This window comes from Mesorhizobium sp. M7A.F.Ca.US.006.04.2.1 (assembly GCF_004022915.1).
Taxonomy (GTDB): domain Bacteria; phylum Pseudomonadota; class Alphaproteobacteria; order Rhizobiales; family Rhizobiaceae; genus Mesorhizobium; species Mesorhizobium ciceri.
Genome location: NZ_RZQA01000391.1, coordinates 1 through 5,800 on the forward strand (window position 1 = coordinate 1; position 5,800 = coordinate 5,800).

Genomic DNA, 5,800 nt, shown 5'->3' on the forward strand with positions numbered 1-5,800 from the left:
GTGGAGCAGATCGCGGCAGCGGCGGTGTTCCTGTGCTCGGACGCGGCGGCGCAGGTCAACGGCACGCATCTCTCGGTCGACGGCGGCTGGACCGCCGCGTGAGGCGCAAAACTCTCTCATCCACCCAAAGGGACAGATCAAGGACGACGCCATGACCAAGAACGGCAAGGCGGAGGAGACGAAGAAGATCAACGTAGCGCTTCAGGGCGGCGGCTCGCACGGGGCCTTTTCCTGGGGTGTGCTCGACCGGCTGCTGGAGGACGGACGGCTGGAGATATCAGCAGTGTCCGGCACCAGCGCCGGAGCCATGAACGCGGTGGCGCTGGCCGACGGATATGTGCGCGGCGGAGTCGAAGGCGCGCGGCAAAAACTTGACGATTTCTGGCGCGCGGTGGCGGCCAAGGGGCGGTTCAGCCCGGTGCAGCGCATGCCGTGGGACGTCGCCTGGGGCAACTGGTCGATCGAGAACACGCCCGGCTATCTCTTCTTCGATACCATGTCGCGGGTGTTCTCGCCCTATGTCGCCAACCCACTCGGCCTCAATCCGCTGCGCGACGTGGTGCAGCAGGAGATCGATTTCGAGAACGTCCGCGCCTGCAAGTCGATGGAACTGTTCATCTCGGCGACCAATGTCGAGACCGGACAGTTGCGCGTCTTTTCCGACGGGGAGATCGACCTCGATACGGTGATGGCCTCGGCCTGCCTGCCGCAATTGTTCCGCGCCGTCGAGATCAAGGGCGTGCCCTATTGGGATGGCGGCTATGGCGGCAATCCGGCGCTTTATCCGTTCTTCAAGACGGCTGCGACCGAGGACGTGCTTCTGGTGCAGATCAATCCGGTGGTGCGCGAGGGAACACCAAGAAGCGCCAACGAGATCCAGAACCGCATCGACGAGATCACCTTCAACGCCGGGCTGCTGCGCGAATTCCGCTCGATTGCCTTCGTCAAGGAGCTGATCGCCGCCGGCCGTCTGCCACATGGCGAGTACCGCGACATCCGCATGCACCGCATCGATGCCGACGAGGCGTTCAAGGACCTGTCGGCGTCCTCGAAGGTCAACGCCGAATGGGCGTTTCTGACCTACCTCAGAGATCTCGGCCGCACCGCCGCCAGCGACTGGCTGGAAGAGAATTACGACGCCGTCGGCAAGCGACCGACGCTCGATCTCTCCGGCGAACTGGATGACGGCTACAAGCCGGTGCGCGGTCCGGCACCCGGCCGGCGGGTCAAGGAATTTCTTGCGGCGCGCAAGAACCCGGAGGCGGAGCGCCGGCGCGCCTGAGCGACCAATCGATGTGCATCGATTGGTCCGCAATCATGCTTTCAAGGTCAGGTCGATCACCCTGATCAGGGCAGCGGCTGCCTGCCGCTGCCCCTCCGGATCTCTGATCCGCGCCTTCATGCCTTCCAGCCCGTCGAGCAGCATGTCGGCAAGCAGTTGCGCCGACAGGCCCCTGGCCGCCAGATCGACGCCGTTCCTGGCTGCCTCGCCCTCTATCGCGGCGCCGATGTGTTGGCCAAGCCCGCCGCGCCAGCAGCCCACCAGATCGCCAAGGCTCGATTTCATGTCCAGCAATTCGGCGCCGTGCGGCGAGGCAACGACCGCGCTCATCATCGAGATAAAGGCCTCATCGATGGCTCGCATCATGCGCTCGGTGAAAGGGCCGTCGCCGGATAGGGCAAACCTTGCCGCCTCGACCGAGCGCGACAGGATCATCATGGCGATGGCGCGGAAAATGTCGGTCTTGTTCTTGAACAGGAGATAGAGCGCCGGGCGCGACATGTCGGCGGCACGGGCGATGTCGTCCATGGTGGTGCGCGAGAAGCCATAGGCCAAAAACACCTTCATCGCGCCATCCAGAATACGGGCGCGTTTGGGATCGGCGGTGGCGATGTCTTCGATCTGGTTCATCGAGCAATTCTATCCTGCAAAATCCTAATTGACAAAATGACGAAATTTGTCAATCTGTATCGGAGCGAAACGGCCGGGAGGCCGCTTCGCCCTTGGCAGTGGACGACAACAAAGGGTATCCCCATGCGCCTCACCGTCGACGGTCAGTCATTCGATATCGACGCCGATCCGGACATGCCGCTGCTGTGGGCACTGCGCGATCTCATTGGCAAGACAGGGCCAAAATTCGGCTGCGGCATCGCCGCGTGCGGCGCCTGCACCGTGCATGTCGACGGTCAGCCGGCGCGTTCCTGCTCACTCCCAGTTGGGCAGGTCAGCGGCGCTGTCACGACTATTGAAGGCATCGGCACGGCAGGCGGACTGCATCCGGTGCAGCAGGCATGGCTGGAGGAACAGGTCGCGCAATGCGGCTACTGCCAGGCCGGCCAGATCATGAGCGCGGTGGCGCTGCTCGATGAAGTCGCCGACCCAAGCGATGCCGACATCGACAACGCCATGGGCGGCAATCTCTGCCGCTGCGGCACCTATCCCAAAATCCGCTCGGCCATCAAACAGGCCGCAGCGCTCAAGACGGCGGGGCTCTGACCATGGCCAGGGTCGGAAAGATCGCCCGCCGCACGTTTCTGATTGGCGCTGCCGCTGTCGCTGGCGGCGTTGCCGTCGGCTATTACTACTATCGCAAGCCGTTCCCGAACCCGCTCGAGGCCGAGCTTGGCAAGGGCGAGGCGACGTTCAACCCTTATGTGAAAATCGGCGCCGACAACACCATCACCATCGTCGCGCCGCGCGCCGAGATGGGGCAAGGCATCTCGACGACGCTTGCGGCCATGGTCGCAGAGGAACTCGACGTCGGGCTCGACCGGGTCATGGTCGAGCATGGACCGGCATCCCATGCCTATTACAACGCCGCGATCCTCGAGGAGGGCGGTCCGTTCGCCTTCTTCGATGAAAGCCTGACCGCGCAGGCGGTGCGTTCCGGTCTCGGTGTGGTCGGCAAATTCCTTGCCCTGCAGGGCACCGGCGGTTCGGCTTCGACACGCGACGGTTTTGACAAGATGCGGCAAGCGGGTGCCGCTGCCCGGCAGATGCTGGTCGCAGCGGCAGCGCAAAAACTGGGTGTCGCGGCGGCCGATCTGGAAACGGCCGACGGTTCGATCCTGCACAAGGCGTCGGGCAAATCGCTGACCTACGGCGCGGTCGCCGCGGCTGCCGCCGCGATGGCGCGGCCGGCCGAAGTCAGGCTCAAGGACCGGGCCGACTGGAAGCTGCTGGGAAAGCCGCAGAAGCGCATCGACATGCTGGCAAAGCTCACCGGGGCGCCGATCTTCGGCATCGATGTCCGGCTGCCGGAGATGGTCTACGGCACGGTCAAGATGAGCCCGCGCTTCTGGTCGAAGCCGGTCAAGGCGGACCTCTCCAAAGCCGAGAAAATGCCTGGGGTGATCAAGATCGTGCCGCTCGAGACGAATTACGGCCATGGCTTCGGTATCATCGCGAATAATACATGGGCAGCATTCAAGGCGGCCGAGGCGATCGACGCCCAGTGGTCCGATCCTGAATATCCGCTCAGCAGCGCCGCCATTTCAGATGTGCTGAAGCAGGCGCTTGCCACCAAGGGGTCGGTGATGCGCGACAATGGCGATGTCGAAACCGCCTTTGCCGACGCGCCGCGCGAAAGCATCATCGAGGCAGACTATGCCGTGCCCTATCTGGCGCATGCGACGATGGAGCCGATGAACGCCACGGCACAGTTCAGGGACGGTGCGCTCGACATCTGGTGCGGCAACCAGGCGCCGACCCTGGTGCGGCAGCTTTGCGCCAACGCGGTCGGCATCGAGCAGGACAAGATCAATGTGCACACCACCTTCATGGGCGGCGGTTTCGGCCGGCGCGTCGAGATGGACTACGCGCTGTGTGCCGCGCTGATGGCGAAGGAGACGGGCGGACGCCCGATCAAGGTGACCTGGACGCGTGAAGAAGACATGCGCCACGACGCCTATCGACCGGCCGCAATAGGCAAGTTCCAGGCGCGGCTCGGTGACGATGGCATGCCGATCGCGGTCGACATGAAGATGGCCTCGCCATCGGTGATTGCCGGTACGCTGCGCCGGCTGTTCCCCTCGGTATCGCCGCTCGGTCCCGACAAGACCATTGTCGACGGCGCCTATGACCAGCCCTACACCATCCCGAATTACCGGGTCAGGGGTATCGCGGCGCCGGTCTCCATCCCTGTCGGCTCCTGGCGTTCGGTCGGCAGTTCGGTCAACGGCTTCTTCCATGAGGGCTTCATGGACGAGATCGCGGTCGCCGGAAAAATCGATCCGGTCGAGATGCGCAAGAGACTGATGGCCGCCTATCCCTCGGCGGTGAAGGTGGTCGAGAAAGTCGCCGCGATGGCGAAATGGGGCGAGGCGCTGCCCGCCGGCAAGGCCAAGGGCATGGCCTTCACGCTGTCCTTCGGCAGTTGGGTCGGCGAGATCGTTCAGGTGGCGGACACGCCGGCCGGCATCCGCATCGAGAAGGTGTGGATCGCCGCCGATGTCGGCACCGCGCTCGATCCCGGCATCATCGAGGCGCAGTTGATTTCCGCCGCCATCTACGGCCTTTCGGCAGCGATGGGTCAGGAAATCACCTTCGCCGACGGCATGGTCGAACAGTCGAACTTCCACGATTTCGATGCCATGCGGATCTTCCAGTGCCCGGTCTTCGAAGTCGCCATCCTGGAAAATTTCCACAAGATGGGCGGCGTCGGCGAGATCGGCACACCGCCGGCGGCTCCAGCACTCGCCAACGCCATCTTCGCGCTCACCGGAAAGCGCATCCGCACGCTGCCGCTGTCGAAAACGGTGGCCTTCGCATGAAGAAGCTCCTCATCATGCTGACGCCTGCTGCCATGCTCGTGCTCGCAGCGCCGTTTGCGATTGCGCAAGAGAGCCAGACGCCGGCGCCGGCGACCGTCGACGCGGCGAAAGGCCTGTCCGAATGGGACAAGGTCTATGCGGTGTTCTCGCATCCGCGCTGCGCCGACTGTCATGTCGCGGACGACCGGCCGCGATGGTCGGGTGCGCACTATCGCGGTACGCGCGTTCACGCCTTCAATGTCCAGCGCGGTGCTAACGGGTCGGGCTTCGGCAATCCGGGCCTGCGCTGCACGACTTGCCATTTCTCCAGCAATTCCAAGGCATTGCACGGGCCACCCGGGGCCGAGAACTGGCATCTGGCGCCGGCCGAGATGGCCTGGTTCGGCAAATCCTCGGCCGAAATCTGCGCCCAGATCAAGGATCCCCTGCGCAATGGCAACCGCAGCTTGAAGGACATCGCGCTGCATGTTCGCGACGACAGATTGGTCGCCTGGGGCTGGGCGCCGGGGCCGGATCGTGAACCGGCTCCGGGCTCTGCCGAAGCGACCTATCAAGCGATCGAAGACTGGGCCGCGGCGGGCGCATCTTGTCCGCCGGGGCAATGATCTTGCAACTTTCAGACTATATTGCGGTGCAACTTTGATGTAGAAGCGCGCTTCGCCGATCACGGCAAATTGAACACGGCTTGGCGCGCACCCATATCGGCGACGCGCCCGCGTTATGAGGACGCTGGCCGAACCCGCAGTGGAAAACAACGACGATGCCGAGAATCAGGTTTCACAAGCTTGCAGCCATTGTTGTGCTCATCGGTTTCGCGGCGTGGATGGCGACAGGCGAGTTTTCGTCGGTCGGCAGCGTAGCCGCCAACAAAGCCAAGGCAGCCGAAGCCGAACAGGCCAAGGCGCCGGACGCGGCCAAGCCGAAGACGGCTGAAGCCGAGCCGAAGGCACCGCTGCGCACCGTTGCGGTGGTGACGCCGCCACGCAAGACCTATGCACGCGCCATCCGCATTTCCGGGCTGACCGAA

At 64.0% G+C, this 5,800-nt stretch carries 6 protein-coding genes and 1 pseudogene; 6 read left to right on the plus strand and 1 reads right to left on the minus strand.

Annotated elements, in window-relative coordinates; all coding sequences use genetic code 11:
- Positions 1 to 102: SDR family oxidoreductase (locus EN925_RS20355; protein ID WP_128336854.1), on the plus strand; the 102-nt coding region annotated here is incomplete at its 5' end.
- A 49-nt stretch (positions 103 to 151) separates the two neighbouring features.
- Positions 152 to 1,282, plus strand: coding sequence for a patatin-like phospholipase family protein (locus tag EN925_RS20360; RefSeq protein ID WP_013529189.1), 1,131 nt, complete (start codon positions 152 to 154; stop codon positions 1,280 to 1,282).
- 33 nt (positions 1,283 to 1,315) lie between these two features.
- On the opposite strand, the gene EN925_RS20365 is transcribed toward EN925_RS20360, so the two are convergent.
- Positions 1,316 to 1,912: a TetR/AcrR family transcriptional regulator gene (locus tag EN925_RS20365; protein ID WP_063173230.1), complete on the minus strand. Its 597-nt coding sequence runs from the start codon at positions 1,910 to 1,912 to the stop codon at positions 1,316 to 1,318.
- Positions 1,913 to 2,035: 123 nt separating this feature from the next.
- On the opposite strand from EN925_RS20365, the gene EN925_RS20370 reads away from it, so the two are divergent.
- From EN925_RS20370 to EN925_RS20385, 4 genes and pseudogenes are all read left to right on the plus strand, one after another.
- Positions 2,036 to 2,497, plus strand: coding sequence for a (2Fe-2S)-binding protein (locus tag EN925_RS20370; RefSeq protein WP_128336856.1), 462 nt, complete (start codon positions 2,036 to 2,038; stop codon positions 2,495 to 2,497).
- Between the two features lie 2 nt (positions 2,498 to 2,499).
- The gene (locus tag EN925_RS20375) at positions 2,500 to 4,773 is read left to right on the plus strand and encodes a xanthine dehydrogenase family protein molybdopterin-binding subunit (protein WP_127384600.1); all 2,274 of its coding nucleotides are present in this window, start codon (positions 2,500 to 2,502) and stop codon (positions 4,771 to 4,773) included.
- Positions 4,770 to 5,378 (plus strand): hypothetical protein, encoded by a 609-nt coding sequence (locus EN925_RS20380; protein ID WP_127369794.1) that lies wholly within the window; start codon positions 4,770 to 4,772, stop codon positions 5,376 to 5,378. The genes EN925_RS20375 and EN925_RS20380 overlap by 4 nt, the downstream gene beginning before the upstream one ends.
- Before the next feature lie 155 nt (positions 5,379 to 5,533).
- Positions 5,534 to 5,800, plus strand: a pseudogene (locus EN925_RS20385) (efflux transporter periplasmic adaptor subunit); the annotation flags it as partial.